At 74.1% G+C, this 24,973-nt stretch carries 24 protein-coding genes and 1 pseudogene; 12 read left to right on the top strand and 13 right to left on the bottom strand.

The window, feature by feature from the left end:
* Positions 1 to 23: 23 nt before the first annotated feature.
* Complete coding sequence (locus ABZ934_RS00125) at positions 24 to 740, bottom strand: hypothetical protein (RefSeq protein ID WP_361306827.1); 717 nt, start codon at positions 738 to 740, stop codon at positions 24 to 26.
* A 503-nt stretch (positions 741 to 1,243) separates the two neighbouring features.
* On the opposite strand from ABZ934_RS00125, the gene ABZ934_RS00120 reads away from it, so the two are divergent.
* The 3 genes from ABZ934_RS00120 (at position 1,244) to ABZ934_RS00110 (ending at position 3,135) form a co-directional block, all read left to right on the top strand.
* Positions 1,244 to 1,693, top strand: a complete 450-nt coding sequence (locus ABZ934_RS00120; protein WP_361306825.1) for an SRPBCC family protein — start codon at positions 1,244 to 1,246, stop codon at positions 1,691 to 1,693.
* A 158-nt stretch (positions 1,694 to 1,851) separates the two neighbouring features.
* On the top strand, positions 1,852 to 2,202 hold the full coding sequence (locus ABZ934_RS00115; RefSeq protein ID WP_361306823.1) for a PRC-barrel domain-containing protein: 351 nt from the start codon (positions 1,852 to 1,854) through the stop codon (positions 2,200 to 2,202).
* A 324-nt stretch (positions 2,203 to 2,526) separates the two neighbouring features.
* Positions 2,527 to 3,135 (top strand): response regulator transcription factor, encoded by a 609-nt coding sequence (locus ABZ934_RS00110; protein ID WP_361306821.1) that lies wholly within the window; start codon positions 2,527 to 2,529, stop codon positions 3,133 to 3,135.
* Between the two features lie 32 nt (positions 3,136 to 3,167).
* Here ABZ934_RS00110 and ABZ934_RS00105 read toward each other — a convergent pair whose 3' ends face one another.
* From ABZ934_RS00105 to lanKC, 4 genes are all read right to left on the bottom strand, one after another.
* Positions 3,168 to 4,967: an ABC transporter ATP-binding protein gene (locus ABZ934_RS00105; protein ID WP_361306819.1), complete on the bottom strand. Its 1,800-nt coding sequence runs from the start codon at positions 4,965 to 4,967 to the stop codon at positions 3,168 to 3,170.
* Entirely contained in the window at positions 4,964 to 6,784 is a 1,821-nt protein-coding gene (locus ABZ934_RS00100) for an ABC transporter ATP-binding protein (RefSeq protein ID WP_361306817.1), read from the bottom strand. Before ABZ934_RS00100 ends, ABZ934_RS00105 begins: the two co-directional genes overlap by 4 nt.
* 74 nt (positions 6,785 to 6,858) lie before the next feature.
* Complete coding sequence (locus ABZ934_RS00095; RefSeq protein WP_136215832.1) at positions 6,859 to 6,993, bottom strand: SapB/AmfS family lanthipeptide; 135 nt, start codon at positions 6,991 to 6,993, stop codon at positions 6,859 to 6,861.
* Positions 6,990 to 9,668 (bottom strand): class III lanthionine synthetase LanKC, encoded by a 2,679-nt coding sequence (gene lanKC, locus ABZ934_RS00090; RefSeq protein WP_361306815.1) that lies wholly within the window; start codon positions 9,666 to 9,668, stop codon positions 6,990 to 6,992. The genes ABZ934_RS00095 and lanKC overlap by 4 nt, the downstream gene beginning before the upstream one ends.
* A 440-nt stretch (positions 9,669 to 10,108) precedes the next feature.
* Between lanKC and ABZ934_RS00085 the strand changes: the two are divergent.
* Positions 10,109 to 10,309: pseudogene (locus tag ABZ934_RS00085) on the top strand (histidine kinase); the annotation flags it as partial.
* The gene (locus ABZ934_RS00080; RefSeq protein WP_361306813.1) at positions 10,306 to 10,641 is read left to right on the top strand and encodes an STAS domain-containing protein; all 336 of its coding nucleotides are present in this window, start codon (positions 10,306 to 10,308) and stop codon (positions 10,639 to 10,641) included. The pseudogene ABZ934_RS00085 and the gene ABZ934_RS00080, both read left to right, overlap by 4 nt.
* Positions 10,642 to 10,660: 19 nt before the next feature.
* Here the strand turns inward: ABZ934_RS00080 and ABZ934_RS00075 are convergent, their stop codons facing one another.
* Positions 10,661 to 11,287 carry a nucleoside/nucleotide kinase family protein gene (locus ABZ934_RS00075; RefSeq protein ID WP_361308624.1) on the bottom strand — a complete coding sequence of 209 codons (627 nt, stop codon included), beginning with the start codon at positions 11,285 to 11,287 and terminating at the stop codon, positions 10,661 to 10,663.
* A 53-nt stretch (positions 11,288 to 11,340) separates the two neighbouring features.
* Positions 11,341 to 11,931 carry a TetR family transcriptional regulator gene (locus tag ABZ934_RS00070; RefSeq protein ID WP_361306811.1) on the bottom strand — a complete coding sequence of 197 codons (591 nt, stop codon included), beginning with the start codon at positions 11,929 to 11,931 and terminating at the stop codon, positions 11,341 to 11,343.
* Between the two features lie 117 nt (positions 11,932 to 12,048).
* Here ABZ934_RS00070 and ABZ934_RS00065 point away from each other — a divergent pair, with 117 nt between their 5' ends.
* Complete coding sequence (locus tag ABZ934_RS00065; RefSeq protein WP_361306809.1) at positions 12,049 to 13,032, top strand: aldo/keto reductase; 984 nt, start codon at positions 12,049 to 12,051, stop codon at positions 13,030 to 13,032.
* Between the two features lie 105 nt (positions 13,033 to 13,137).
* Here ABZ934_RS00065 and ABZ934_RS00060 read toward each other — a convergent pair whose 3' ends face one another.
* The gene (locus ABZ934_RS00060; RefSeq protein WP_361306807.1) at positions 13,138 to 13,377 is read right to left on the bottom strand and encodes a hypothetical protein; all 240 of its coding nucleotides are present in this window, start codon (positions 13,375 to 13,377) and stop codon (positions 13,138 to 13,140) included.
* A 296-nt stretch (positions 13,378 to 13,673) separates the two neighbouring features.
* Between ABZ934_RS00060 and ABZ934_RS00055 the strand changes: the two genes are divergently transcribed.
* Together ABZ934_RS00055 and ABZ934_RS00050 are read left to right on the top strand one after the other, a co-directional pair.
* Positions 13,674 to 14,075, top strand: coding sequence for a YciI family protein (locus ABZ934_RS00055; RefSeq protein WP_361306805.1), 402 nt, complete (start codon positions 13,674 to 13,676; stop codon positions 14,073 to 14,075).
* Positions 14,072 to 15,385 (top strand): sigma-70 family RNA polymerase sigma factor, encoded by a 1,314-nt coding sequence (locus ABZ934_RS00050; protein ID WP_361306803.1) that lies wholly within the window; start codon positions 14,072 to 14,074, stop codon positions 15,383 to 15,385. Before ABZ934_RS00055 ends, ABZ934_RS00050 begins: the two co-directional genes overlap by 4 nt.
* Here ABZ934_RS00050 and ABZ934_RS00045 read toward each other — a convergent pair.
* Together ABZ934_RS00045 and ABZ934_RS00040 are read right to left on the bottom strand one after the other, a co-directional pair.
* Positions 15,321 to 17,573, bottom strand: coding sequence for an FUSC family protein (locus tag ABZ934_RS00045; RefSeq protein ID WP_361306802.1), 2,253 nt, complete (start codon positions 17,571 to 17,573; stop codon positions 15,321 to 15,323). The genes ABZ934_RS00050 and ABZ934_RS00045 overlap by 65 nt on opposite strands.
* 110 nt (positions 17,574 to 17,683) lie before the next feature.
* On the bottom strand, positions 17,684 to 18,892 hold the full coding sequence (locus tag ABZ934_RS00040) for an MFS transporter (protein ID WP_361306801.1): 1,209 nt from the start codon (positions 18,890 to 18,892) through the stop codon (positions 17,684 to 17,686).
* Between the two features lie 316 nt (positions 18,893 to 19,208).
* On the opposite strand from ABZ934_RS00040, the gene ABZ934_RS00035 reads away from it, so the two are divergent.
* Both ABZ934_RS00035 and ABZ934_RS00030 read left to right on the top strand, forming a co-directional pair.
* Positions 19,209 to 19,988 carry an MEDS domain-containing protein gene (locus ABZ934_RS00035; RefSeq protein ID WP_361306800.1) on the top strand — a complete coding sequence of 260 codons (780 nt, stop codon included), beginning with the start codon at positions 19,209 to 19,211 and terminating at the stop codon, positions 19,986 to 19,988.
* A complete protein-coding gene (locus ABZ934_RS00030; RefSeq protein ID WP_361306798.1) occupies positions 19,985 to 20,947 on the top strand; it encodes a sensor histidine kinase in 963 nt (320 codons plus the stop codon). Before ABZ934_RS00035 ends, ABZ934_RS00030 begins: the two co-directional genes overlap by 4 nt.
* Positions 20,948 to 20,985: 38 nt before the next feature.
* Here ABZ934_RS00030 and ABZ934_RS00025 read toward each other — a convergent pair whose 3' ends face one another.
* Positions 20,986 to 22,143, bottom strand: a complete 1,158-nt coding sequence (locus tag ABZ934_RS00025; protein WP_361306796.1) for an aromatic acid exporter family protein — start codon at positions 22,141 to 22,143, stop codon at positions 20,986 to 20,988.
* Positions 22,144 to 22,331: 188 nt separating this feature from the next.
* On the opposite strand from ABZ934_RS00025, the gene ABZ934_RS00020 reads away from it, so the two are divergent.
* Positions 22,332 to 23,015 carry a DUF4230 domain-containing protein gene (locus ABZ934_RS00020; protein ID WP_361306794.1) on the top strand — a complete coding sequence of 228 codons (684 nt, stop codon included), beginning with the start codon at positions 22,332 to 22,334 and terminating at the stop codon, positions 23,013 to 23,015.
* A gap of 78 nt (positions 23,016 to 23,093) precedes the next feature.
* On the opposite strand, the gene ABZ934_RS00015 is transcribed toward ABZ934_RS00020, so the two are convergent.
* The gene (locus ABZ934_RS00015) at positions 23,094 to 23,297 is read right to left on the bottom strand and encodes a hypothetical protein (protein WP_361306792.1); all 204 of its coding nucleotides are present in this window, start codon (positions 23,295 to 23,297) and stop codon (positions 23,094 to 23,096) included.
* Positions 23,298 to 23,670: 373 nt separating this feature from the next.
* On the opposite strand from ABZ934_RS00015, the gene ABZ934_RS00010 reads away from it, so the two are divergent.
* Positions 23,671 to 24,162 carry a flavin reductase family protein gene (locus ABZ934_RS00010; RefSeq protein ID WP_361306790.1) on the top strand — a complete coding sequence of 164 codons (492 nt, stop codon included), beginning with the start codon at positions 23,671 to 23,673 and terminating at the stop codon, positions 24,160 to 24,162.
* A 97-nt stretch (positions 24,163 to 24,259) separates the two neighbouring features.
* Here the strand turns inward: ABZ934_RS00010 and ABZ934_RS00005 are convergent, their stop codons facing one another.
* Positions 24,260 to 24,856 carry a GNAT family N-acetyltransferase gene (locus ABZ934_RS00005; protein ID WP_361306788.1) on the bottom strand — a complete coding sequence of 199 codons (597 nt, stop codon included), beginning with the start codon at positions 24,854 to 24,856 and terminating at the stop codon, positions 24,260 to 24,262.
* Positions 24,857 to 24,973 lie beyond the last annotated feature (117 nt).

Here is a 24,973-nt window from a genome sequence, read left to right as displayed (position 1 = left end):
GGCGGGGCGGCGGCCGGCTGCGCTCAACGCAGGATGCTGACGGCTCGGGCGATGACCAGGAGCGAGGTCAGCAGGGCCGCCACGCTCTGGACGGCCATCAGGACCTTGGCGCGGGCGGAGAGGGGCATCGTGTCCGTCGGGCTGAACGCGGTCGAGTTGGTGGTGGACACGTACAGGTAGTCGATCAGGGTGGGCACCCAGTCGGAGACCTTGCTGGCACCGTCCGCCACCTCTTGGACGGCGTCGTCGTTCTCGTCCTGGGAGAAGCGGAAGTCCGCCAGTGGGAGCTCCTCGCGCGGGGCCTGGGTACGACTGACCGGACCGCCCCGGTCGAGCTCCCAGTAGGCCAGTCCGAAGGCGATGACGTTGGTCAGCCACACCTGGAGCGCCGCCACGAGCAGGGACCGCCCGTCGTTGACTCCGGCGTACACCAACTCGTGGACGAGGATGCCGAGGGCGATCAGATTGCTCGCCACGATGAGCAGGACCAAGACCAGCGACATGAGACGGAACGCCTTGGTCTGACGGGTCAACCGGCGCGGGTTGATCGCGATCAACGGAAGCAGCAACAGCACTTCCAGGGCCGGCAGCACGTAGCGCGGGGCGATCAACAACCGCTGCGGCAGCGCGAGGTAGAGGAGGATCGCCGCCAAGGTGGCGATGACCGCGGGGAACCTCCCTTCGCCGCGCCGCTCGTGACGCGGGTGACGGGTACGGGCATCGGTTCTGGTGCGGGACACGACGACAACCGCCTTCCTCCGTGGGGGCCGGTCGACGACCCGGGAGGCGGAGCATATTACGTCGTCACACCTGTGGCGCGGGCGGCACGGGAGGGCGGAGGGGCTGCCGCCCCGTCCGGGCCCGGGGGTCTCTGCGAGGGCAGTGGCCGCCGGGGGCTTGCCCGGGCCGCGCCGCTGCGCGGAGGCAGCCGGGGTGGGGCCGGGGGGCCGATGTGGCGGGACGGCAGCATGGTGCAGGGCCCGTGGACCGCGCGCGTACCGGGGGGAGGGGCTCTGCGCGCGGCCACCGGTCCTCGGTGGACGGCTTCGACGCCGATCGAACGGCGCCCGTTCACCGACATCCCCGCGTATGACCCGCCCGGCCGCGCCCAAACCCCCGAACACGCAGCCTTTTTTCTGGTGATGAGACGGTGGAATCGGGGCACGGGCGGAGGCGGGAGACGGACTCCCCGGTGCGTCCGGCGGTGAAGCCGGCGGCGGCCGAGATCAGGAAGGCGCTCACCGTGTCCAAGGTCGAAGAGTCCATCGAGGTCCAGGTCCCCATCCGTACCGCGTACAACCAGTGGACGCAGTTCGAGACGTTCCCCCACTTCATGGAGGGGGTCGAGCGGATCGATCAGCGAAGCGACACCATGACCCACTGGGTCACCAAGGTGGGTGGGACACAGCGGGAGTTCGAGGCGGAGATCACCGAACAGATCCCCGACGAGCGGGTCGCGTGGACGACCCTCGGCGGAGAGGTGAAGCAGGCCGGTGTGGTCACCTTCCACCGCCTGGACGACAGCAAGACCAAGGTCATGCTCCAGCTCGACTACGACCCGGAGGGGTTCACCGAGAACGTCGGCGACAAGCTCGGCTTCGTCAAGCGACAGATCACCGGTGACCTCAAGCGGTTCAAGGAGTACATCGAGGCGCGCGGCCACGAGACCGGATCCTGGCGCGGCCGGGTCTGAGCGCACCCCCCGGCGCCGCCCGATGAGCGGACAAGACCGGGTGTGTGGGAACCGAGGGCCGGGGCAGGCGGGTCGTTACGAGGCTCCCGCTCCTGCGGTACCTCTCGAACAGGTCGGCGGAGCAACGGAGCCGACGAACCGATCAAGGAGATGTGCGCATGTCTGGGAACGTGTGGGGTTACCGCGAGACCTCCGGCCGAGCGCCGGGCGCGGACCTGACGGGCTACAAGGTCGAGGCCCTCGACGGCAGCATCGGCAAGGTGGACAAGCACTCGGACGAGGTCGGCTCCTCCTACATCGTGGTCGACACCGGGCCGTGGATCTTCGGCAGGGAAGTCCTGCTGCCGGCCGGCACCATCACGCGCGTCGACCCCGAGGAACAGAAGATCTACGTCGACGGGACGAAGGAGCAGATCAAGAACGCTCCCGAGTTCGAGCGGGAGAAGCACCTCCACGACGAGGACTACCGAGGCCAGGTGGGCGGCTACTACAGCGGCTTCCTCGGCTGACTGACCAGCTCTCCCCCCATCCAGCAGGCGGGCGGCACCGGTTCATCCGGCGCCGCCCGCCCGCGTTTCGGTAGCCCCCCTTTCGTCCACGCGTCGGCCACCCGAAGGATTCGGACACATCGCGGCCAGGGGCGGCCACGGATGGCGGTGGACTGCGGCGACAAGTACGACATGCCGTGCGCGGGCCCCCGGGGCGGCGTCGCATTACGGCCATGCGGCCACGGGTGCCCCCGGTGGTCATGTTCCGGAGGCCGGTACCTGGGCACCCGCTTGGTGCTGATGAAGCCTTGACCGTCCGCTCCCACCGACGTTCGGAGAGTCACCATGACGAAGGTCCTCGTACTGCACAGCGTCAGCCTCGTCGGATCCGCCCTGGCCGCCCTGCTGAGATCCGAAGGCGATTTCGACGTCACGGCCGCCGGATGGGGGACGGCGGCCCGCCGGGCCGAATCCTTACGCCCGGACGTGGCCGTCGTCGACGTCGACTGTCCGGGGGCGACGGCCGCCCTCACCGGCGAAGGCCCGCGCCCCGGGCGGCTCTTGGGCCCGCCCACGCCCCTGCTCGTCCTGGCGACCGCCAGGACGCCCGGCACGCTCGGCCGCGCCTTCCAGGCCAAGGCCCTCGGCTACGTCGACAAGGACGGCTCGCCCGGCCGGCTGGTCCACGCCGTCCGCAAGGTGGCCGCGGGGGAGCGGTTCATCGACGCGGCGCTGGCCTCCGCGTTCATGGAAGCGGACCCGGTCCCCCTCAGCCCGCGCGAGCTGAGCGTCCTGGCCCGGGCCGCGCAGGGCGACTCCGTCGCCGAGATCGCCCGCGCCCTGCACCTCGCCAGCGGGACCGTCCGCAACTACATGGCGGCCGTGACCCGCAAGACCGGGGCGCGCAACCGCATCGACGCGATACGCATCTCCCGAAGCGCGGGGTGGGTGTAGACCCGTCCAGGCCGCGTCCCGGACGGGCGGGCTCAGCGGGGCATGACGGACTCTCCCGCGCCCCACATGCCCACCAGGTCCCGGTAGAGGGCCGAGCGCGCCGGGAGCTCCGCGTGGGTGCCGCACACCGCCCGGGTCCCGTCCAGTACGAGGACCCGGTCGGCGCGCGCGGCCGACGAGATCCGGTGGGCCACCACGATCAGGGTGCCGGGACGGGCGGCGAGGGCGCGCTCGGCCCGCTCCTCGGCCTGCGGATCCAGGTGACAGGTGGCCTCGTCGAGCAGGAGCAGCGGGGCGGGGGAGAGGTAGGCCGCGCCGAGCGCCAACAGTTGCCGCTCGCCCTGGGAAAGCCGCGCGGGGTCGAGGACCGCGTCGTACCCGCCCAGCCGGTCGACGAGCCCCCGTAGCCGCAGGGCGGTGACGGCCGTGTCCAGGCGGGCATCGGGCACCGGCCCCGGGCAGAGGTGGGTCAGGTTCTCGCGCACGGTGCCGGTGAACACGTACGCCTGCTGCGGCAACAGCGTCCGCCGCGGGTCGGGGCCGCCCCCCGCGGCCGGCCGGGCGGGGACCCCCGCGACCAGGACCTCGCCCCGGTCGGGGGTGAGCAGCCCGGCGAGCAGGGCGGTGAGCGTGGACTTGCCGATGCCGCTCGGCCCGACCACCGCGAGGTGCTCGCCGGGCCGCACCCGTAGGTCGAGGCCGTGGAGCACGGGATGGGCGTGGGGCCCGTAGGCGAAGCCGACCCCCCTCAACTCGGCGGCCACGCCGGCCCCCTCGCCCGGGGCAGCAGCGACCCGGCCGAGGCGGGCCACCCTGCCGACCCGGCCGACCGGTGGGCCGACCGGTGGGCCGGGCGGCGCGCACGCCGGGGGCGTGCGGAAGCGGTCCAGGACGACCAACAGCCGCGTCCCCGCCGAACCGAGCGCGGCCATCAGGGTGTCGAGCGCGGGCAACAGCGACTGCACGAGATACGTCACGGCGCCGACGAGCGCGCCCGCCGTGATCCCGCGCCCGAGCAGCCAGGGCGTGGCGACCAGCAACGCGACGACGGGCGCCCGGCCGGCCACACCGAGTGCGACGGTACGCACCGCTCCCCATCCGGCGAGCCGGGCCGTCAGCCGTTCCTGGGCCGCGATCAGCGGCTCCACCCCGGCGGTCACGGCCGCCCCGCCGCCGCACGCCACGATGTCGCGCAGCGCGCCCGCCGCCTCCCCCACCCGCGCGGCCAGGGCCTCCTCCGTGTCCAGCGCCTCCCGCTGTACGGCGGCCATCGGGCGCAGCGTGGCGCCGAAGGCGGCCAGCCCCAGCAACAGGGGCGGCAGCACCACCAGCAGCAGGACGGGGGCGAGCGCCGCCATGCCCACGAGCGCGCCGACGGCGGTGAAGAGGAAGGAGCGGGCCGTCAGGACCAGACCGGCGAAGGAGTCGCGGGCCATCTCGGTCTGTTGGGTCAGCCGGGACACCGCCCGCGCGTCGGCGGCCCGGGCGGGATCGGCGACCGCCGCGGCCAACGCCTGGTCCACGGCCCGGCGTACGAGCCCGTCGCGCAGCGGTTCCACGAGTTCCGCGAGCCCGGTGAACACGCCGCGCAGGGCGAAGCCGCCGAGCAGGGCGCCGACGCCGGCCGCCGCCAGCCAGGCCGCGCCGGTCGCGGCCCGGCCCGCGAGGAAGCCGTCGTCCAGGGCGCGGGCGACGCCGTAGCCCCCGAGGAAGGTGTGCGCGGACTCCAGCAGTGACCAGAGCGCGAGGGCGGTCAGCGGCCGGACGCGGGAGCGCAGGAAACGCCGCGCGTCGGGTGCCACCCGCCCCCGGGGCGCGGGGCGCCGGCTCACGGAAGGCTCCCCGCGGCCGGGGCGGAAGCCGGCTCCGAGTCCGCCTCCTTACCCGTCTGCCTCCCCGTCCGGGTCCCGCGCTCCGTGCCGGCCCCTGCGAAGACCGCCCGGTAGGCCGGGTCCCGCCACAGGTCGGTGTGGGCGCCGGTGGCCCGGACGCGGCCGTCCTCCAGCCACACCACCAGGTCCGCCCGAGCGGCCGCGGAGACCCGGTGCGCGACCACGACCCGCGTCCCGCCCCCCACCCGCCGCGCCAAGGCGCGTTCGACCTCGCGGGCGGTCAGGGTGTCGAGGCTGGAGGTGGCGTCGTCCAGCACCAGCAGTCGGCCCGTTCGTACGAACGCCCGGGCCAAGCCCAGGCGTTGGACCTCCCCGCCTGACAGGGGCGCGTTCCCGAGGACCGTGTCGAAGCCGGCGGGCAGACGTCGTACGAACGGCTCCGCCCCCGCGGCCCGCGCCGCGCTCCGCACCTCCTCCCGCGTCGGCCGGGGGCTCCGGCCGAACGCGATGGCGTCCGCGACGCTCTCCCCGAGCAGCGCCGGCCGGTCGAAGGCATGCCCCACCCCCCGGCGCAGCGCCGCCGCCGAAAGCTCCTCCAGCGGTACCCCGTCGAGCAGGACGCGGCCGGAGTCGGGGTCGGTGAGGCGACCGGCCACCGCCGCCAGCAGCGACTTGCCCGCGCCGGAGCGGCCCACCACGGCGAGCGTGGCGCCGCCCGGCACCACGATGTCGATGCCGTCCAGGACGATCCGGCCGTCGCGCACCACGCGGACCCCGGACAGCTCCAGCGTGCCGGGTCCCGACCCGGGCAATTCGCTTACGCCGTAGCGAAGTTCGGGAAGTTCGAAGACGGCCGCCGTCCGGCCCGCGGCGGCCCGGGCGCGTACGACGGCGGCGACCCGGCCGGTGACCGCGCCGATCCCGGCGGCGAGTCCGGCGTAGCGCACGGCGGCGAGGAGTTCGCCGACCCCCAGCGCCCCCGCGAGCAGCCGCGACCCGCCCACCCCGAGGACCACGTACAGCAGCAGCGGCATCAGGGCGGAGGTCCGGGCGGTCGTGCCGCCGTAGACGCGCCACATCCGCCGCCCCTGCGCGCCCAGTTCGGGAAGGTCGCGTAGGACACGGGCGCGCTCGCGGCCGACGGTGCCGGCGGCGGCGATGGTCCTGGCCCCGTCGAGGGCCTCGACGAGTCGGGCCGCCATCCCCAGTTGGACCTCCTGGTACCGGGCCACACTGGACCCCGAGTCCCGGGCGAACGACCGCAACAGCCAAAACAGCGGCGGCAGTCCGGCGAGGAAGGCGAGCGCCGTCCAGGTGTCGATGAGGAACAGCGCGACGAGCCCACCGAGCGGAGGCAGCAGCGAGGCGACGCCCGAGGCGGCGGCGGCGGGCCCCGTACCGGCCTCCGTGGCATGCGCGGTCAGGCGCGCGGTGAGGTCGCCGGGTGAGTGGCGGCCCGCGTGGTGCGGGGACGCGCGCAGCAGCGCGGCCAGTCCCCTGCGGCGCAGCCAGGCGGTGGTGCGGCCGTTGACCTGCCCCGTCAGCCGCGTCGTGAGCGCGTCCAGGAACATCTCGGCCGTGATCACGGCCGCGCACCCCAGGGTCCAGGAGCCGCCGGCCGGGTCGCGCCGCAGCAGGAGATCGAGCGCGTGGCCGAGCACGGCGGGTTCGACGAGGGCCGCGAGGGCGGCGGCGACGGAGCACGCGCCCACGGCGGCGATGCGCACGACGCTGTGCCGGGCGGCCGCCTTCAGTACCCGGTCGCCACCGCGTCCGGACGTCGCCTTGCCCGCAACGGGCGGCGGGGGCGGGGTCATCGTCGGGCCTCCCGGGGCTCCGGAGATGGCTCCAGGCCCGGGCGGTGAACCGCCCGGGCCCGGAAGCTACCTGATCAGTGACAGGTCGTGAGGCTCAGGCTGCTGTCACCGCAGAGCAGCAGGCTCGCCTGGCTGCCACCGCCGTGCAGGGCCGCCTCGGTGGTCTCTTCCTTCACGGTCTCCATCGACTGCAGGTCAAGAAGGGTCATGTCGTGTTCCTCTCGATGAGTTGGTGCGATGGGGTCACGGCCCCGCGGGGGTGCGGGACCGGCTCTGGGACCGCCGCGGCGCGCCGCAGCGGTGGGAGGAACGGCAGCTGGGCGCGCCCGCCGGGCGTCGCGCTGCCGAGGGCGAGCAGGACGCCGGCCGTGCCCGTGGACAAGTCCATGGACAGGCGCATCAACTGCTCGCCGGGGAAGGCCAGCCGGCCTTGGTACGGCACGGCGTGCCGGGCCAATGCGGCTACCTGGCGGTGGAGGTCGTCGCCCCGGGTGCCGTCGGGGTCGGGCGTGCCGGTCCGCGCCAGGTGCAGCACCATGCCGGCCGCGCCGCGGAACAGGCCCGGCTGCGCGTAGAAGTTCGACCGGGCGGCGCGCACGATCTCGCCTCGCGCCTGCTCGAAGCGCGGGTCCCCGGCATGCTCCAGCCAGTCGTCCAGCACCATGCCGATGCCCACGCTGCCGGCGCCGAGATAGGGCATCGTGCGCCACCCCTCGTCGACTTGGAGGGTGCCGAACGCACTGGTCACGCACCGATCGAGATCGCGGTGCAGGGCGTGCCCGGCGCGTACGAGGTACGCCTCGTCGCGGGTGCGTTCGTAGAGGCGCAGGAAGAGCAGCGCCGGACCGGAGTTGCCGTGGAGCAGCCCCGCGCGGGTCAGCCGCGGGGCCGAGCGCCCGACGAGTTCGGCGCAGCGCAGGGCGGCCGTGTGCAGTTCGCCCTCGCCGGTCGCCGTGCCCAGCGCGTCCAGCGCCAGTCCGATGCCCGAGAGCCCGCTGTGCAGGTCCGGGCCGATCTCCTGCCACGGCTGGCGCAGCAGTTGCTCGGCCAGGGCGAGCGCCCGGTCCCGGTGTCCGAGCCGGTCCAGGGTCCAGGCGGTGCCCGCGAGGCCGTCGTAGAAGCCCAGCGGGGTTCCCGAGCCGGGATCGGCGGCCCGGGCCAGCAACCATTCCTCGGCTTCGGGCCAGGGCTCGGCCCCGGTCTCCGCCAGCGCGTAGAGCACCCCTGCGGCGCCGTACCCGAAGCCGACGCCGCCGCCCTCGGTGGTGAACTGGGCGATGTCACCCGGGAAGAGGCGGTCCGCCCGCTCCGGCGTGGCCGAGGCGCGCAGGGCTGCCGTCATGGACCGGCGGGCGGCGTCCCCGTCCCCGGGTTCCACCGGGAGGTACGGCCCGCTGGGCGCGGGTATCCGGCCGCCCGGCGCCGCCGCGAGGTCGCCCCGCGGCGCCGCCCCGGCGGGTTCCCCGTCCGGCCCGGCGAGGATCTCCTCGACGGCCTCGTCCAGGAACCCTGGCGGTAGGGGGAAACGTTCGGCGGCGATGGCGGCCAGGTGCACGGCCTTCGCCCGGTCCAGTACGAGCAGACTCGTCAGCGGGAGGAACAGGGCGAGGCGCAGGCACGCCAAGGCGTAGCGGTCCACCGCGAAACCGCGACGATCGGGCGGGGCGACGAACGCCGGGTTGGCCACCGTCTGGCGCAGCCCCTCCTCGACGTGCGCTGCCGCCTCGAAGTCCAGCAGCGCGACGGACGGCTCACCCGCAGCGTCCTCGGAAACCATGATGTTGAAGAGGTGCAGGTCGTTGAAGACCACCCCGCGGGCGTGTACGGCCGCCACGGCCTCGGTGACCCGCTCGTGGATCTTCAGGGCCCAGGCGGTGTAGTCGGCGAGCGCCTCCGGCGTCGGGTCCGCCTCGATCAGCGGGTGCTTGCGGGCGAAGTAGGTATTGAGCGGCTTGCCCTCCAGGTACTGCATGACCAGGAAGTGGTGGTCGCCGACGGTGAACGCCTCGCGGACGGCGGGTACGCAGTCCAGTCCGGCCAGCCGTTCCAACGCCGACCGCTCGCGGTGCAGCCGGGCCACCGCGTCCGCCCCGTCGGCGGCGAGCCCCGCGAACGGCCGGCCCTCCTTGAGGACCACCGCCTCACCGGTGCGGGTGTCGCGCCCGGCGTAGACGCCCCCGCCGTTGGAGAAGTGCAGGGCCCGCTCCACCGTGTAGGGGAGACCGGCGAGGCCGACCGCGGAGCGCGCGTCGAGGTGCGGTTTCAGGAAGGGCGGCAGCTCGACCCACTCCGGCGGTTGGAACACCGGGCCGCGCGGGTCCGGCACCAGGCGCCCGTCGGGGGCCTCGATCGCCGGGACGACCTCGCCGCGCTCGTCGTAGCAGTGCCGCAGGGTGAAGCTCCCGTAGCGCAGGTGGACGGGCCCCGCGCCCCAGCGCAGGTCGCTGAGGATGTACGGGCCGGGCTCGCCGGACAGCAGGCCGTCCAGGTCCTCGGCGATGCGGCGGCACTCCTCGGTGTCGGCCGGGTACACCGTGAGGAACTTGCCGCTGGCGGCGCGGTCGGCGTACTTGGCGTTGCGCAGGTGCAGCAGGTACCGGCTCGGTACGAACTTGAAGGCGACGCCGCCCTCCACGCAGTAGTCGTACACCCGGGCCAGCACGGACTCGGCGTTGTCGAGGGTGGCCGACACGTGGATCTTCCAGCCCTGGGCGGGCAGTTCGAGGCCGATCGGCCGCAGGGCGTACCAACTGCCGGTGCTGTGCGAGCGCCAGCCCTCCGGGACGGGGGCGAGCGCGGCCGGGTAGCTCTCCTCGGCCCGCCGGTACGGCGCGTCGTAGAACCAGCGGTCTGCGTCGCAGAAGGCGGCGTACCCCTTGTTCACCCGTACTCCCTCGGTCGGACGGCGGCAAAACCACCGTGCCACCCGGGGCGGGGGCGGCGACAGTCACGGCTGTCACCGATGGGGTGTGCGGAACGCACGCGTTGCCCGCCCGCCACACCGGCCCGGCCGGGCGGTGCGGGGAGGCGCCCTCGGGTGACGTGCGGCGGGATGGGAGGATAAGAGGATGGACATCCTCCGCAGGAACGACGTGACGGTGAGCGGACCCGAAGGAGCCCCCGTCGTCATGCTCGCGCACGGGTTCGGCTGCTCGCCTTCGCCCGGACACCGCGTTGATGTCCTGTACGGGACACAGCGCCGAGCAGCCCGGCGACAAGGCGGCCACCGACGCGGTGTTCACCTCCCTGTTGGAGGACAGCGCGGAGGACCTCTACGAATCCGCGCCCTGCGGCTACCTCTCCACCCTGCTCGACGGCACCATGGGGGAGAGCCGCGAGCTGTACGGTGACGAGGCGCTGCGCGACTTCGCCGCCGCGCACCCCGGCGTCGGTCCGCACGGTCTGGTCGGCGCCCTGACCGGCCTGCTCGACGGTTTCGGCGACGGGCTGGACGACGACACCGCCCTCCTCGCCCTCGGCGTTCCCGCATCCCCGACCCCCTCCCGGAGCGACAAGCTGACATGAGCCCGCTGATGATCACCGTCCGAGACGCCGACACCGGTCCGGTACTGCGAGTCACCGGTGACCTCGACTTCGACACCGCGCCCCGCCTGCGCCAGGCGGTGGACGAGCTCACCCTTGCCCCGGGCGAGCTGCTGGTCCTGGACCTGGGGGGCCTGGAATTCTGCGATTCCAGCGGCATCAGTGCCTTGATCACCGCCCACAACCGGGCTGGGGCCGCCGACGCGGCCATGGCGCTCGCCGCCGTGCCGGACAACATCACCCGGGTCCTCGGCATCGTCGGACTCGACCAGGTGTTCCGTCGTGTCGACCTCGGGCCACCCGTCGGCCCCTGACCCGCCGGACGGGCGCGGCTCACTCGACGACGAGGTCCGCCGAGCCGCGCCCCGGGGCGATCAGACGGGCGTTCGCCTCGTCGGAGCGGGCCACCCAACGCCGGGCGTAGGCCTCGTCCTTGCCGTGCCGCACATGGCGCTCGACCAGCCGCCGCACCCGCGTCGTGTCGTCGGGGGCCAGGAACCACGCCTCGTCGAGCAACGGCCTGACCGCGGCCCACGCCCCCGTCCCGTGCAGCAGGTAGTTGCCCTCCGTGATCACCAGCGGTACGCCGGGCTCCACCCGGATGCTCCCGGCGACGGGCTCCTCCAGGGCGCGGTCGAAAGCCGGCGCGTACACGGCGTCGGCCGACCGCTCGCGCAACCGCCGGAGCAGGGCCACGTAGCCCGCCACGTCGAAGGTGTCGGGGGCGCCCTTGCGGTCGGCGCGGCCCAGCCGCTCCAACTCCGCTTGCGCCAGGTGGAAACCGTCCATCGGAACCACCACCGCCACCGCCGGTCCCAGCGCCCGGGCCAGGCGCTCCGCGAGCGTGGATTTGCCCGCGCCCGGCGCCCCCGCGATGCCCAGGACGCGCCGCTCGCCCGTCGCCGTGAGGGAGCGGGCCCGCCTCTCCAGCGCCGTCGTGTCCATGTCGTCCGCCTCCACCTCCGCCTCCACCTCCGCCTCCACCTCCGCCTCCACCTCCGCCTCCGGGCCGCTCAGGGTGCCGGGGCGGGCGCCGGCGCCGTGACCCGGCGGACGGATTCGACGACCGCCCCCCGGTGACGGGCCAGTCGCTCCGGTGACCAGCCGGTGTCCGACGCGCCCGCCGCCGGGCCGCCCACCGCGCCGAACCAGGACTGCGACAGACCCATCACCAGGGTCAGCAGGTCGGCCGGGTCCGGCCCGGCGTCGATCAATCCGGCCCGCTGCGCCGCCGCCACCTTCGCGATCTTGTCCTGATAGGACTCGGATTCGGCGTCGGTGACGCCCGGACGCTCCAGTTGCTTCCATGCCACGAGCCGCATCAGGGAGGGCCGCTCCAGGAGGTGGTCGAAGACGGCGCCCGCGTAGCCGGGCAGGTCCTCGGCGTCGAAGGGCACCGTCTCGGAACCGCTCTCCAGCGCGCGCCGCAGGACGGCGTCGAAGAGCTCCTCCTTGTTGCCGAAGTAGACGTAGATGAGCCGCTTGTTGGCCTGCGCGGCTTCCGCGATGCGGTCGACGCGGGCGCCGGCGATGCCGTACGCCGCGAACTCGGCGAAGGCCGCGTCGAGGAGCCGTCCCTTGGTTGCGCTGGAGTCCCGTGCCATGGCACCAGGCTAGCAAGTAACTATCCGGTTATTGACATCGTGGAGACGGTGTCGCATGCTTGAACTATCCAGTTAGTTACTTGCCCGGCGGAAGCGGCGGGAGCAGGAGGGAACACCATGGAGAAGCGCACGTTGGGCAACCAGGGACTCACCGTCGGCGCCGAGGGCCTCGGCCTCATGGGCATGAGCGCCCACTACGGGGCCACGGACGACACCGAGTCCCTCGCCACGATCGACCGGGCCCTCGAACTGGGCGTCACGCTGCTCGACACCGCCGAGGGATATGGCCCCTTCATCAACGAACAGCTCCTCGGCACGGCGCTCAAGGGCCGCCGGGAGGCGGCCGTCGTCGCCACCAAGACCGGCGTCGAGTTCAGCGACCACGGCGAATTCCGCGGCCACAACGGCACTCCCGAGTACATCCGCCGCGCCGCCGACCGCTCCCTGCGTCACCTGGGCACCGACCACATCGACCTGTACTACCTGCACCGCGTCGACCCGGCCGTCCCCGTCGAGGAGAGCGTCGGCGCCATGGCCGAGCTGGTGGCCGCCGGCAAGGTGCGCCACATCGGCCTCTGCGAGGTCGCGCCGACCACCATCGCCCGCGCCCACGCCGTACACCCGCTGGCCGCCGTACAGACCGAGTACAGCCTCTTCGAGCGCGGCATCGAGCACGACGGCGTACTGGAGACCCTGCGCGAGCTCGGCATCGGCCTCGTCGCGTACTCCCCGCTCGGCCGGGGCTTCCTCTCCGGCGCCGTCACCAGCCCGGACGACTTCGCGCCGGACGACTTCCGGCGCACCGACCCCCGCTTCCAGGGCGAGAACTTCGACCGCAACCTGGCCCTCGTCGCCCAGGTGCGCCGCCTGGCGGCCGAGAAGGGTGTCACCCCCTCGCAGCTCGCCCTCGCCTGGACGCTGCGCCAGGGCGCGGTGCCCATCCCCGGCACCAAGCGGCGCCGCTACCTGGAGGAGAACGTCGCCGCCACCGCGGTGACGATCACCGACGCCGACCTGGCCGCCCTCGACGCCGTCGCCCCGCACGGCGCGGTCTCGGGCGACCGCTACGCCCCGGAGCTGATGGCGGCGCTGAACGGCTGACCGGCCGCCTGGCACGGCGCCCAGGCCTCGCCCCGCCGACGGAGTCCAAGACGGCCGGAGCACCGTCACCGAGGCCCCCCTCGCCGGGCCGGTGGGCTTCTCCCGTCACTTGCCCCGCACGCCCCAGGTGAACTTGTCGCCGCCTTCCCAGCGCACCACCGACGGGTCGTCGAGGTCCGGGTGCGGGATGCCGACGGCCCGGAGCAGATGGATCACGTCGATCACGTCGTGCGCCCGGCCCGCCACCTCCCCGCAGACCTGCACGATCCGAAACGGCGGGCTGCCCGCCATGACGGGGGACACGACCACGTTCGAATAGGACCCGCCGGCCGCGGATTCGGTCATCGTCAGCCTCCTCGCTGTCAGCGCAGTGCTCGGCCGGCCCCACGGTCGCCCGTGGGACCACAGGTCCCACCCTGGCACCGCCCGCGCCGGCCCGCTCAGCGGTACGCGACGATGGGGCCGGCCCGGTCGCCCGGCCAAGGGCGACGCCGCGATGGAGGCGACTTCCCCCATCCGCCGACTTTTTTGGGAGTGTCCCGTCGGGGATGTCGCAATGCCGCAATCTGCTTCTACCTCCCCGTGAGAGCGGCCCTCCGACCGAGCGGGGGCCGGTGCACCTGAGAGAAGAGGCACGGACCATGAAGTACATGCTGCTCATGCAGTTCAGCGAGAAGACCGTCGACTTCCCGGGGATCGCCGAGTGGAAGCCCGAGGAATTCCGGGCCCACATCGACTTCATGAAGGAGACCAACCGGAAGCTGGCCGAGGCCGGCGAGCTGGTCGACGCCCAGGGACTGGCGGGGCCCGAGACCGCGCGGATCGTCCGCTCGCACGCCGGCGGCACGCCGGTCATCACCGAGGGACCGTTCCCGGAGACGAAGGAGTTCCTGGCCGGCTGGTGGATCGTCGACTGCGACAGCGAGGAGCGGGCCGTCGAGATCGCCGCGTACGTCTCCGCGGCACCGGGGCCCGGCGGACGGCCGTTGCACATGCCGATCGAGGTGCGCCAGGTGATGTCGGCGCCGCCGGCCGAGCTGTGACCACGCCCGACCGTACCGTCGAGGACCTGCTGCGCTCGCTCGCGCCGCAGGTCGTCGGCGTGCTCACCCGCCGCTACGGCGACTTCGCGACCGCCGAGGACGCCGTCCAGGAGGCCCTCCTCGACGCCGCCCGCCAGTGGCCCGAGGAGGGCCTGCCGTACAACCCGCGCGGCTGGCTGATCCATGTCGCCGTCCGCCGGATGACCGAGCAGGTGCGCGGCGAGCAGGCGCGCCGCCGCCGCGAGGACCTGGTGGCCGCACGCGTGCCCGCCGACCGGCAGGCCGCGCCGCCCGCGGACGCCGAGGAGGGGGCCGCGCACGACGACACCCTCACCCTGCTGTTCCTGTGCTGTCACCCGGCGCTCTCGCCCGCCTCGGCGATCGCGCTCACCCTCCGCTCCGTGGGCGGCCTGACGACGGGGGAGATCGCCCACGCCTTCATGGTGCCGGAGACCACCATGGGCCGGCGGATCAGCCGGGCCAAGCAGCAGATCAAGGCTTCGGGGGTGCCGTTCCGGATGCCGGGCGCCGACGAGTGGCCGGCGCGGCTGGACGCGGTGCTGCACGTGCTGTATCTGATCTTCAACGAGGGCTACACCAGCAGCGCCGGCCCCGACCTGCGACGCGTCGAGCTCGCCCGGGAGGCCGTCCGCCTGGCCAGGGCCGTGCACGCGCTGCTCCCGGACGACGGCGAGGTCACCGGACTGCTCGCGCTGATGCTCCTCACCGACGCCCGGGGTCCGGCCCGCACCCGGCCCGGTGGCGAGCTCGTGCCCCTGGCCGAGCAGGACCGCACCCGCTGGGACGCAGCCGCGATCGCCGAGGGCGTCGCCCTGATCACCGCGGCCCTCCCGAAGGGCCCGGTCGGCCCCTACCAGGTACAGGCGGCCATCGCAGCCGTCCACGACGAGGCCCCGACCGCGCGGGAGACCGACCGGCCGCAGATCCTCGCCCTGTACGGCGTCCTGGAGCGAATGTCCGACAATCCGCTGATCACCCTGAATCGGGCCGTCGCGACCGCGATGGTCGACGGCCCGCGCGCCGGACTCGCCCTGCTCGCCGCCGTCCCGTCGCTACGGGACCACCACCGCCTGTACGCGGTACGCGGCCACCTCCACGAGCTGGCCGGTGACCACGAGGCCGCCGTCGCCGACTACCGCACCGCCGCCCGGCGGACGGCGAGCCTCCCCGAACGGGACTACCTCACCCTGCGGGCGGCCCGCCTCGCGGCCACCGCCGACGGCGTCACGGCGGGAGCGGCCGGCGCTGCGCCGGATGGGACGCCGCCATGCGGACCAAGTCGGCGGTGAGGGAGTCGAGCCAGGCCAGCGCCGTGTAGTAGCGCGGGGGAGCGTCGAGGGAGGAGTCCGCGTCCTGGGGCCCGGCGCCCGCGGGGGACCGCCCCGGCGGCGCGGTGCCGCTCCGGGACACGTCGTAGCGCTCGGACGCGGTCCGGAACCCCTCGGCCACCCACCCGCCGTACTCCCGCAGCCGCCGCTCCGCGACCGGCGCGGGCGGCACGCCGCCCGGCGACGCGCGGACCCGCCGGGCGCCCCACAGGACGTGGTGACCGGCCATCAGCGCACTGTGCCAGTCCGGTCCCGGCCCGGCGGGCCGCTGGGCCTCGCCCTGGTACTGCGCGTACGCGGACTCGGCGAGGGTCAGCGCGCGCAGGACCTCGGCGTTCTCCGGGTTGTCGCCGTTCTCGGGTCCGGCGGGCCCGCCGGCGCCGCGGGTGGTGGCGGCGACCTCCCCGGCGGCGGCCCGCAGCAACCGGGCCACGGCCCGGCCCAACTCGTCGTGCGCACCGCGCGGCCACGCCAACAGAGCGCATGCCAGACCGATTCCGCTTCCGATGAGCACGTCAAGGAACCGGTACTCGGCCAGATGCCAATCGGAGGGCGACAGTTGGGCGAAGACCATCGCCACCACGTTCGTGAACATCGCCTGCCCCCACCCGACGCCGTGCAACGGGCCGGTGGCGAAGGCGAAGAGCATCAGGGGCGGCAGCAGGAACGCGTACACCGTGCCGGCCGGGCCCCCCAGGGTGAGGACGGCGCCGGCCGCCAGCGCGCCCAGGCAGGTGCCGATCAAGGCGCTGCGGACGGTGTGGCGGGTCTGGACGGCGGTGGTGCGGGTCAGGCTGAGCACCGCCAGCATGGCCCAGAAGCCGTGGGGCAAGGTGTCCAGCCCCGCGATCGTCCGGGCGACCGCGAGGGCGAGGGCGATCCGTACGGCGTTCTGGAAGTGCACGGACCTCGGTCCCACGTGAGCGGCCAGCCGGTGCCACCACAAATAGGGCGCCCGGTGTCGGGCGTACCAGAAACGCCCCGCGTCGCGCTGCTCGTGGGCGGCGTGGTGCCCCCGGACGACGATGTCCACCGCCTCGCCCAGCACCAGCGCGGCGTCCGCCACCTCCAGCACGCCCGCCTGCCCGCGCCGCTCGACCGGCAGCGGGGGCGGGGCGGCCGCCGCCCCGGCGCGCGCCCGCCCCAGGGCGAGCGCGGCCTCGCCGTCGAGCTCGCGGGCGCGCGCCGGGTCGGCGGACAGGGCCGTCACCAGCGCGCCGCTCTCCCGCGCCGCCGCCGCCACGCCCCGCAACAGGCCGCGGCTCTGCGTCAGGGGCGCGGCGTCCGCCGACAGGACGGGCAGGGCGTGCAACCGGGCCAGAAGAGTGCGCGCGGCGAGGCCGGTGTGGGCCAGCGCCCGCTCGCGGACTCCCGGGCCGGCGGGCCGCTCCGCTTCCGGGCAGCGGGACGGCCGCAGGGCGTCACCGGCGGCCACGGCCTCGTCCGCCGCCGCCCGGGACAGTACGTAGGGCGGCGCCGCGAGCACGGTCGCGCACCGGGCCGCGACCTCGGCCGCCCCGGCCACCCGGTCGCGGTAGGAGGGCACGGGCGGATCGGGCAGCACCCACGCCTCGGCGAGGGTGAGCAGGAGGATACCGGCGACCGTGCCGACGAGGCGCTCGCCCAGATCCTCGGGGGCGTACGGGGGGAAGCACGGCAGGATGAGGAGCAACTGGAGCCCGGGCGAGGCCCCGGCCTGGCGCGGTCCGGCGGCGGACGCGAAGGCCAGGCAGAACCCGATGACGAGCATGCCGGCCACGGCGGCCCAGGTCCGCACGGCGAGGAGCGTGCCGAGGGTGACCAGCACACACGCCACCGGCAACACCCGCAGGAGTTGCGCCGACCGCTGCCGTCCCGTGCCCGGGATCCGGGACAGTACGGCCAGCGCCACCGCGGCGAACAGCGCGTAGGTGGCGGGGACCGGCAGGCCCAGGAGGTACAGGAACGTGTAGAAGCCGGCGCACGCGGCGAGGGTGACGCGCACGGACCGGCGGGCCGCGGCGGGCAGCGCGCCGGTTCCGGTACGCAACGCCGTCAGCGCCCGGGAGGCCCGGTGCCCGGCGCCGCCGCCTCCCGTGGCGCCGCCGCCTTCCGGGGTCGCACCGGTGCCGGTACCCGTACCGGTGCCCGGATCCGTGGGGATTCCCATGTGCTCTCCGCCCGCCGTTCGCGGTCCCAGTTTCAGGGTCCCACCAGCGGGCGACGGCGCCGGCGGGCGGCAGGGCGGTGTCAGACCTCGGGACCCCGTGACCCCGCGCCTCACGACGAGGGGGGCTGGTGCCGCAGCAGGTACAGGCCCGTGGCGGTGGTCACCACGATCGCGCACGCGCTGAACGTCAGCCCCGCGCCGACCAGCCCCAGCCACAGGGTCAGGGCGCCGACCCCCACCACCGGGAGCGAGATGCCCGTATAGGCCACCACGAAGAACGAGGAGATCGTCGCGCCCCGGTGCGCGGCCGGCGCCGCGTCGCCCACGGCGCTGAGCCCGGCCCGGAAGGCCACACCCTGCCCCAGTCCGCCGCACACGGCCCCGGCCACCAGCAGCGCGAGCGACTCCGCCCACAGCGAGGCGGCGACCAGCAGCAGCCCGACCACCAGGATGAGGCAGCCCAACGGCAGCGCCCGCGCCACCGGCATGTGGCCCACCAGCCACTGGCCCACCGTCGAAGCGAGGAACACCGAGAAGACCACGAGCCCCACCACCGCGAGGTTGTGCACGCCAAGGGTCTCGGCCAGGAAGCTCGGCGCCAGCGAGGTGAACAGCCCGAGCAGCGCGAATCCGGCGAAGGCCGCCAGCGCGCACGGCACGAACACCCCGCGGATCGACGCCGGGACCGAGAGGCCCCGGGGCCGCAGCCGCGTCCACCGATCGGCATCGTCCACCGTCTCCGGCAGCGCCAGCACCACGGCGCCCGCGACCGCCAGCAGGGCCAGATGGATGACGAAGGGCAGCACCAGCGGCGAGGGGGCGTACTCGGCCAGCACCCCGGAGAGCAGTGGGCCGCAGCCCAGCCCGCCCATGTTGGCCGCGGTCGCGACCAGACCGGCGCGCGCCTTGCGCTCCGGCGGTGCGAGTTCCAGCACCGCGACCGTACCCACCCCACTGAGCAGGCCGGCCGAGAACCCGGACAGCACCCGGCCCGCGAACAGCAGCGGAAGCCCGCCCTCCAGGAGGAAGCAGACCGCGCTCAGGGCGCCCAGCCCCAGCGCGTAGAACAGGACCGGTCGGCGTCCCGCGTCGTCGGAGTAGCCGCCCGCCACCAGGAGAGTGAAGATCACGCCGACCGCGTAGGCGGCGAAGACCAAGGTCACCATCAGCTCCGAGAACCCCAGCTCCTGCCGGTACAGCCCGTACAGCGGGGTGGGCAGCGTCGTGCCGGCCATGCCGATGGCGAACACCGCCCCGGCGCCCACGTAGCCGAGCCGGCGTGGGCGGCGGGTACGGGAGGGGGTACTGATCCGTGTCATGGACAACACCCTCGAACACGCCGGCGCGGCCCGCCTCCCGTACCCCGCGTACGCCCCATGCCACACGGCCCACGCCCCACGCCCCGTCCGCCCTCCCGCCGGCGGTTGGCGTCGGGTGGCGCGGGCAGTGGCAAGGCGTGGACCGCCTCGCCGGCGGTCCGCCGGGTACGGCCTCCCGACGCCCGGGACCGGCCGGTAGGCTGCCGTATCGGGGCGGGGGCCCGGTGACGGCCAAGAGGCCGGCGCATCGGGGTCGGTCGGACGGGTCGGCAGGGCCGGAAGGGGACGAGTGAGAGCGGCGCGGGCACTGGCTACCTTGGACGAGGTCGAGCTCGGAGACCACGTCTGCTGGCGCATGGACCCCGCCACGGCGTTCGCCGCAGACGCGCGGGCCTACGTGGCGGACGGAGCCCTGTACGGGGACAAGCTCGTGGTCGTCGGCCCCGGCGGCGCCGCCTCGGGTGTCCCGCGCGACGCCGTGTATCCCGCCTCCGTGATCCTCGACTTCCCCGGTCCCGCCGACGCCGACCTGGTCCTTGCCGCGGTGCGCCGCGAGGCCCGTACCGCGGCCCGCGAAGGATTCCGTTCCGTGCGGGTGCTGGCCGAGCGGATGCCCGCGACGGCGGCCGACGCCGCCGAGGAACTGCTGGCCCAGGAGCTCAAGCTCGACGAGTTCGCCTCGGAGAGCGGCGCCATCGTGGTGTGCGCGTTCCGCCCGTCACTGTGGGACGCGCCTACTCTGGAGCGGGTGGCATGTGTGCACCCGCACGAGATGGGCACCCGAGCGGAACGTCCGGCCTTCCGGATGTTCAACACGGGCGCCGACAGGTGGAGCGTAGACGGAGTGATCGACTCGGAGTGCGCGGCGGCTTTCAACGCCGCGGTACGGGCAGCGGTACGACACACCCCCAAGGTGCGGCTCAGGTTCGATACCCTGGAGATGATCGACGCCGCCGGAATGCACGCGCTCGTCGACGCCGCCCGCCACCTGCCGGACCGCCGGATCATCGTGGAAGGCGCCAACGACACCGTCCGCCTGTGCTGGGACCTGGCGGGCTACGCGACCCCCGGCGTGCCGGTGGTGATGGCCGCATGACCGAGACCGTGCCCCAGCTGCCCTCCGGACGGGAGGGCGTCCCGTTCCGCCACGAGCTGTACCCCTACGACGGGGAGGCGCAGTTCCTGTCCGGCACCCTGGGCTTCATCCACGAGGCCCTGGACGGCGGGGAGGCGGTGGTGGTCGCCGTCCCCTCCGACAAGACGTCCCTGCTGCGCGACGAACTCGCCGACGAGCCCGCCGTCACCTTCGTCGACACCTCGGCGATCGGACCGAACCCCGGCCGCCTCGTCGCCGTCTGGGAGGCGTGGATGCGGGAGCGGGGCGAGGGCGGGCGGCCCGTACGGGGCATCGGCGAAACCGCCTGGCGCACGGCGCGCAGCGCCGCGCAACTCTCCGAGATGCGCTACCACGAATGGCTCCTGAACCGGGCGTTCGCGCAGAGCCCCGCCTGGTCGATGCTCTGCCCCTACGACGCCGGCGACGGCGACCGGGACGCCCTGCTGTCCCTGTCCCGCTGCCACCCCTTGATCCGCCAGGACGGGCAGTACGTACGCAACGAGGGCTACGTGGTCGGCGGGGAGTACCCCTTCGACGCGCTCGCCGATCCGTGCGACCCGTACCAGGAGATGAGCTACACGCACGGTGACCTGGCGGCGATCCGGGCGAAGGTCTCCCAGTGCGCGTCCGACGCCGGAGTGTCCGCGGAGCGGCTGCCGAAGCTGGCCGTGGCCGTCACCGAGATCGCGACCAACAGCATCCGGCACGGCGGGGGCGGTGGGACCCTGCGCACGTGGGCCGAGGAGGCGACGTTCCTCTGCGAGTTCCGCGACTCCGGCCACATCGCCGACGTGATGGTCGGACGGCGCAGGCCGGCCCCCGACCAGATCGGCGGGCGGGGCCTGTGGCTCGCCCACCAGCTGTGCGACCTCGTGGAGATCCGTTCCACGGCGGAGCGGGGAACCACCGTCAGACTCCACATGGACGTGGCGCGGTAGCGTTACCGCCCCGGCGGTGCCGGTCGCACCCGCGTTCCTCAGGAGGCGGGGGCCGGTTCGGGCAGCGCTCCGCGGAGCTCGTGGAGCAGGCGACCGGCGTCGGTGAGGAGCGCGCCGCACAGCGTCCGCACCGGGACGGGCACCCCGGGGTCCTGCTGGACGGTGTACTCCAGGTCCTCGTCGAGGGACAGCCCGTCCCGGACCAGCGCGTCGAGTTCCCGCAGATCGGTCCGGGCGGGCCGGCCGACCTCCGCCATCGCCGCCGCGACCGTGTCCAGGAGGGCGCCGTACCCGGACAGGAACCGGCGCGGCAGACGGGCGTCATGACCGCTGTCGAGCGAGTGGGAGAGGCTGCGCAGCAGGGAGCGCAGGTGCGCGGCGCTCCGGTCGGCCGCCTGGACCGCCTCCTGGGCGCGTGGCAGGGCGTCCGGGTCCCGTCCGTCCGCGCGGCGCGGATTGAGGCGGCTGTTCTCGGCCTCCGCGTCGACGGAGGCCCGCACGCGCGGCGCGTCCGCCGCCACCCGCTCACAATCCCGCCGCCACCGCACGACCTGCTCCCGGGTCGGCGCATCGCCCCGACCGGTCGTCGCCGCCAGCTCCGTGACCACCTGCCGGAGCCCGCCGTAGAGGTCGGCCACCGCCTGCCGGCGGTGGCCGACGTGCCGGGCCGGCGCGAGCAGCAGGTGCGCCGACAGACCGCAGAGCGCACCGAGGGCGACCGATCCGGCGAGATGGCCGATGTAGTCGATGCGGCCGTGGCCGGCCGTGAAGGCGAAGAAGCCGACGACCGCGACCTGGAGCCCCTGGGAGCCCAGATGCCGTACCCGCCCGACGACGAGCGCGAAGAGGGCGAGCAGACCGAACGACCAGGCGTGGATGCCCAGGCCGGCGGCGAGCCCGGCGGCCAGCGCCGCGCCGAGCACCATCGCCCCCAGATACCGGACGCATTCGCGCACCGAGCGGTACAGCGTCGCCTGGAGGGCGACGATCGCGGTGAACGGCGCGAACGTGGTGACCGTCGGCGGCAGGAGGCGGTGCGCCAAGGCCCAGGCGACCATCGCCGCCACCACCGTCTTCGCCTGCCGGATCAGGTCGTCGCGCTCGGCGCCCGGCGACACGGCGCCGCTGCGGACGTACGCGGCGGCCCGGCGCGCCGCCGCGTAAGCCCGTCCCGCCGGACCACTGCTCACGGCCATGGGGGCATCACCTCACATCACCTCTTCGGAGTCGGATCGTGTGCATGTGCCCGCAATGCCCGGTCGCATGCCCCGGAGGTGGTCGCCGGGTGACGGCGCCGATCAAATCCCTTGTGGCGCGGGCGCATTGGGGTGACACGGGCGTGGGGATCAGAGGTGGGGACGGGCTCACGGGGTAGACGGGAGGCATGAAGACCTCTTCGCGTTCGCCCGAGCAGTCGGTCACCCCGCCGCGTCGGAGCAGGATGCCGTGGTGGGGCCTGGTGGCCGGGGGGATCGCCCTGCTGCTGGCGTTGGTCGTGGTGGTGGGACGAACCAGCCTGTTCCCCGGCCTGGGCGGTCTGTTCGGCGAGGACACCCGGGACCGCTCCGGCCCCGCGCTGCTCAAATCGATCCAGGACATGCACCGTTACGAGGGCGCCGTCGGCAACTTCCAGGTGGTGGTCGACCTGGAGAAGGACGCGGCCTTCCTGCCGGACGCCATCCGCGGCACCCGCACGCTGTACGTCGGCGCGGGCGCGGTCAGCGGCTACGTGGAACTGGGCGGGCTCGGCGAGCGGAGCGTCACCGTCAACGCTGACCGCACCGAAGCCACGATCCGGCTTCCGCACGCGACCCTCGGGCCGGCCGCCCTCGACCCGAACCGCTCCTACGCGGTGTCGAAGCAACGCGGCCTGCTGGACCGGCTCGGCGACTTCTTCTCCGACAACCCGGCCGGCGAACAGGCCGTACAGCGGCTCGCCGTACAACACATCACCGAGGCGGCCCGCGACAGCGGCCTCGCCGCGCGCGCCGAGCAGAACACCACGGCGATGCTGGAAGGCCTGCTGCGCTCGCTCGGATTCCACAAGGTGACGGTCGGCTATGGATGAACGCCCGGCGCCCGGGCGTCGGTTCACACGACCGCGTGGCCCGGAGCGGACTCCGGGCCACGCGGCTCGTTCGGACGGTCAGTGCCAGTCGATGGCGCCGCCCGCGCAGGCACCCTCGAAGCCCGGGTTGCCGTGGATGATGGCACCCGACAGGTGGCAGGCGCCGTAGTGCGCCGAGCCGCTGTTGTGGTCGTCGTCGTCGTGGGCGAGCGCGGTGGCGGCGCCCCCGAGGACCATGGTGGCGGCGAGGGTGAGGGTGGTGACTGCGGCGCGGATGCGCATGGCTACTCCTTGGATGGGAGGGGTTGACGTGCTCATCAGAAATCACCCCTGCCGCCCCGTCGGAAACACGCCCTGCGTCGGATGGACGAGCCCCCGGCGGCGGTGGACGGCGATCCGGTTGCGCGCGAGCGGACCGCCCGGGCCGGACCCGGTGCCGGGATCCCCGAGCCACCGGTGTTCGCGTGTCCGGGGGGCTACCCGCTTCGCGACGGCGGGCCGGCGACTTGCCGCCGTTCGGCGCAATGTCACCGACGGGCGAAGTGCTCCACCTGTTGGGGGGAGGGGCGGGCGGTTGGACGCCCGGGGGCGGGGTAGCCGCCGGATGCCGGGACGAGCCCGGACGGGCCGGGCCGCGACGATGTGAGGAGCCACGATGGCGGAGCTGGACCTGGATCCGTTCACCGACGTACTGGACGTGCCCATGTACGTGGTCACGACGGCGGCGGGCGACGACCGCGCGGGCTGCCTGGTCGGCTTCGCCTCGCAGTGCTCGATCCACCCGGCGCGCTACATGGTGTGGCTGTCCACGGCCAACCACACGTACGCGGTGGCCCGCCGGGCGACCCACCTCACGGTGCACCTGCTGAGGCGCGGGCAGCGTGAGCTGGCGAAGTGGTTCGGCGGCGAGACCGGCGACCGCGTGGACAAGTTCGAGCGGGTCGCCTGGCACGAGAGCGACGACGGCAGCCCGGTGCTGACGGATGCCTGCGTCTGGTTCGTCGGGCGGATCGAGGAGCGCGTCGAGGGCGGTGACCACGTGGGCTTCCTGCTGACCCCCACCGAGCAGTCACCGCCGGTCACGGGGACACCCGCACTGCTCCGGCTCAGCGACGTGAAGGACCTCGAACCGGGCCACCCCGCCTGACCGCCGGGCCCACCCCGCCTGACCGCCGGGCCGGCGCGGCGCTCCCGCCGCGCTTCCCTCCGCTCACGCCGCGCTTCCCCACGCGTTTTGCAGCGGGTCAGTCGGAGGGCCAGGGGTCGCCCTGCACCCGGGCGTGTAGGTGCTCGTCGTGCCATCCGTCCGCGTGGAGCAGAGCGCTGCGCATCACTCCCTCCAGGGGGAAGCCGGCCCTCGTCGCGACGCGGCAGGACGCCGGGTTGGCCACGGAATGCGTGATCCGCAGCCGGTGCAATCCCAGTTCGTCCACGGCCCAACGGCTGATCCGGATCGTCGCGTCGACCATGACACCGTGACCGCGCCCGGCGGGCAGGAGCCAGTACAGGAACTCGGCGCCGCCACCGCGGAGATCGACGTCCCCCAGGCCGATCAGCCCCACGGGCCTGCCCCCGCCGGCCCCGCAGACCGCCCAGATCGCGACTACCTCGGCCTGCCAACCCTCCCGCCACCGTGCGATCTTCTCGCCCGCCGTCCGCCCAGTGAGGTCCTCGGTCCGGTTCCACTGCCGTACCTCCGGGTCGCGGCCGGCGACGACCAGCACCTCGGCGTCGTCGGGTTGCCAGGGACGCAGGACGAAGCCGCTCGGGAGTCGGAAGGTCGGCTGGTCGGCGCCGCTCATGCCGCCGGCCGGAACCACGGGGGCTATCGATGAGATCATCACGGCATCATGCCGTACCGCATCGCGGCGCACGCGCCAAGACTCCGGCCTCCGTGGGATCGAACACTCAGACCACCGCCGCGTTCTGAGGGGGCATCAGTGGGACGTCGGTTCTGA

The sequence above is a fragment of the Streptomyces sp. NPDC046557 genome (assembly GCF_040645975.1).
Taxonomy (GTDB): Bacteria; Actinomycetota; Actinomycetes; order Streptomycetales; family Streptomycetaceae; genus Streptomyces.
This window is presented reverse-complemented; position numbering and strand designations above follow the sequence as displayed.